Source organism: Falsiroseomonas sp. E2-1-a20, from assembly GCF_051433195.1.
Taxonomy (GTDB): domain Bacteria; phylum Pseudomonadota; class Alphaproteobacteria; order Acetobacterales; family Acetobacteraceae; genus Falsiroseomonas.
Genome location: NZ_JBHMFT010000113.1, coordinates 1 through 3,463 on the forward strand (window position 1 = coordinate 1; position 3,463 = coordinate 3,463).

The window sequence follows — 3,463 nt, forward strand, 5'->3', positions numbered from 1 at the left end:
TGATTTTGGGACTACGCTTTTATGTTGGATGCTACTGACCGCGCTTTCGCGGATGAGGACGCGCGCCTGCTTTTTGGCGCGCATGAAACTGACATCGATGCACGACTGGTGTGGTTGAAGTCCGGCGACGAGGGTGATCTCCCGACGCCGCACAGCATCTTCACCGGCCTCAACATGGACCACCCGGCTCTTTGCAAGCTGCGTGATTATGCCGTGACTACGCTCGGCTTCAAGGCGAAGGATATCGACACTGCTATTCGGAATGAGCGCGTCCGGCAGGCCCTCGGCGCGGTGCCGCGCCATCCGCTTGAGTACGTTCATCTTTGGACGGAACGTCGCTGTTACACCGTGCTGGCTGACGGAGCCGTCGTGTCGCCAACCGGCGCCGAGATGTTGCATCGGGTGATGCTCGGCGCCCGCGTGGAGGCCAACATCCTCCACCTTCAGTTCACCCCCGGCAGCGTGAATGATGCTGTCGAGAAGTGGTACTACGTTGCTAAGGAGGCACGCCGAGGCGAGATCATCACTGCGATCTCGGAGCCGATGATGCCGGACGAGGTGAACTCCGTGCAGGCCGCCCTCGTCGATCTTTGCCGACGCTCCTTCGACACGAGTGAATCATCGCCCGAGTTCGCTGCTGCTGTGCTGATGAAGTTCTGCCATCAGGTGCGGCGCAAGGCGCTCAGTCTGCCGGTGAGTGGCCACCTCGTGCCGGTCATCGTCGGCAAGCAGGGGGCCGGAAAGAGCGAGTTCTGCAAGCGGCTGCTTCGCCCCATCTGGGAAGTCACCGCCGTAGTGGATTTCAAGATCATCTGCGACGACCGGAACATCGATCTCTGGGCAAATCACGCCCTGTTCCTCGACGAGATGGGCAAATCGACGAAGGCGGACATCGAGACCGTCCGCCAGTGTGTCACCGCCGACAAGCTGGACAGGCGACCGATGCACACGAATTCACTTGTGAAGGTACCACAGCGCGCCACCTTTATTGGGACGGGCAACGCCGACGTTTTGGCTGAACTCATTGCCGACCCGACCGGAACGCGGCGGTTCGCGCTGCTGACGTTCAGCAAGAACGCCGAATGGGACGCCATCAATGCATTCGACTGGTTTGCACTGTGGCGCTCGGTTGACCCCTACGGTCCGGACCCGATCATGCCATTCAAGTGCATGCTGGCAGCGCGCCAGGAGGAAGCGCGGGATCGTTCTCCCGGAGAGGTGTGGATCGAGGGGCTGACGGCGTTTGCACGCAAGGTGCCGCTGACCTCCGCCGAACTGCACGGCATCTTCCGCGACTGGGAGCAGCGGCACTCGCCTCGCACCGCCACCTCCCTGGTGGCATTCGGCCGCGAAATGTCTCGTATCGAGAAAACAGGCAAGCTCCCGTTCCTGCGAACCGGCGCGAAGGCCGGAACGACGTTTGAGTGGCGTGGCCACGAGACTATCGTCGATCTCGACGAGCGGCGTCCGACAGCAGCTACGCGGGGGCACATCTGATGCCCGCTGTGGTGTTCTGCGACTTCGAGTTCCAGTCGGACACCCGGCGGGTACTGGTCGGTGCCTTCCTCGACGGCGCCAGCATGGAGCGCACCACCATCGACTTCCGCACCCCCTTGGGTGCGGAAGCCCTTCGCCAATACGTGGCCGCGCGGCCCGATCACACCTGGGCCGCTTACGCGGCTCAGGCCGAAATGTCCTGCTTCCTGTGGCTCGGCCTAGACATCCGGCCGATGCGCTGGATCGACCTCATGGCGGAACTCCACATGGTCTGCGGGACGACCTCGGCCTTCTTCCTCCGGCGGCCGAGCCTCCTCGGACACATGAAGGTGCTCGACATCAGCCACGTCCCGCTACGGGTGGGTGAAGGCCAGACCCCGGAGCAGCACAAGGACTTCATGCGTGCGCTCATCCTCGGTCAGTTGTCATGGACTGAGGAGGAGTGGGCCGACATCTGCGACTACTGCTGGTCCGACGTATTGCCGCTTGTCGATCTACTGGACTGGCTAAACGTCTTCCACGATGCATGCGGCACCCGTGCTGCGGGGGTGTGGGATGGCGACATCGCTGCACTGCGCGGCGAGTACCTGAAAGCCTCGGCGAATCTTGAACATCGCAGTCGTGGCATTCCCGTTCATGTTGAGTGGCTGCGGGACATTTTTCGCCATCGCACGGCCATCCGCAACGCGCTCGCGGAGCGTTGCAATGCGCAGTATGGTCACGAAATCTACAGGCAAAAGAAGAAGGTCGTGTCTATCGACCCTTTGACTCGGGTGCGCCGGTACGAGACGACGTACTCATTCAACTATGCGGGTCTTGAGGCGTACCTGAAAGCCCAGCCGTTCTATGACGATTGGGAGCGGACGAATGCAGGGCGGCGGAAATTGGAGGATTCCTACCTCGACGATCTCATCAAGGCGTTTCCTATCCTGGTGGAGTTCAAGCAGACGCGGAACACCCTGGCCCAGCTTAACAACGACGGGCTCGTCGCATTGGAGCGAGACGGGCACATCAGGCCAGAGTCCATCGCTTTCTATACCCGCACCGGGCGAAATCAGCCGATGGCTGCGCGTGGTTTTCTCTTCAACCTTCCGCCATGGCTTCGGTCCGTAATCCGGCCGCAGCCGGGCATGGCGCTCATCCAGTTGGATTGGTCAAAGCAAGAAATCGGGATCGCAGTCGCTTTGTCAGGAGATGAGAAGCTTCGCGATGCATTTATGGCGTCGGACATTTACTTCGAACTGGCTCGGCTCGCTGGCGCGGTTCCCCAGGATGCTGTCGATCCCAAAGACCCAAGGTTCAAGTCGGCCCGGCAGGCGTACAAAAGCTGCCAACTGGGTCTCGGCTACGGGATGGGGGTGCTTGGCCTGTCGCGGTCGCTGTACGCCGATCTGAATGCGGGTCACGACACCCAGCAGATCACCCGCGAGCAGGCAACCGATAAGGCACGGGAAATCTACAGGTGGCACAAGCAGACTTTTCCGGTTTATTGGCAGTACCTCGAACGTCAGGCACGCGAGGCGCGTGAGGAAGGTTGGGCGAACTCCTTCGATGGATGGTTGTACTTCGTCGATGCTGAGACGCGGCACACCCAGTTGCTCAACGTGCCGATGCAGACGAACGGAGCGTCGATGCTGCGCTGGACCGTCATGCGGATGGCGGAGACGGAGATCTACGTGGTCTGCACGTTGCACGACGCCATCTATGTTCAGTGCCGTGAGGAGGACGTTGAGGCGACGACGGCCGTGGTGCGCGCCATGATGGAGGAAGCCGCCGAGATTATCATTGGCCCGAAGGTTCGGCTTGGCGTTGAGGCGACTGTCTACACCCATGATCGTCCCTATCGGGACGCAAGGGGTGCAGCCACGCTCAGCCTCATCGAGCATCTGGTCGCTCAGGAGAAGGTCAGGGCGTTTTCCACACCCACCACGCCGAGCTTGCTGAATACTCATCCGTGCGTCGCGGC

2 protein-coding genes are annotated in these 3,463 nt (G+C 61.2%); both read left to right on the plus strand.

Going from position 1 to position 3,463, the window contains the following annotated elements:
• Positions 1–21: 21 nt before the first annotated feature.
• Positions 22–1,497 (plus strand): VapE domain-containing protein, encoded by a 1,476-nt coding sequence (locus ACFHPP_RS30625; protein WP_437167011.1) that lies wholly within the window; start codon positions 22–24, stop codon positions 1,495–1,497.
• A partial coding sequence (locus ACFHPP_RS30630; protein WP_437167012.1) for a DNA polymerase occupies positions 1,497–3,463 on the plus strand: 1,967 nt, incomplete at its 3' end. The genes ACFHPP_RS30625 and ACFHPP_RS30630, both read left to right, overlap by 1 nt.

Excerpts from the sequence above, each read along its gene's own strand:
- ACFHPP_RS30625 (WP_437167011.1), top strand. The coding sequence starts at position 22 with ATGTTGGATGCTACTGACCGCGCTTTCGCGGATGAGGACGCGCGCCTG.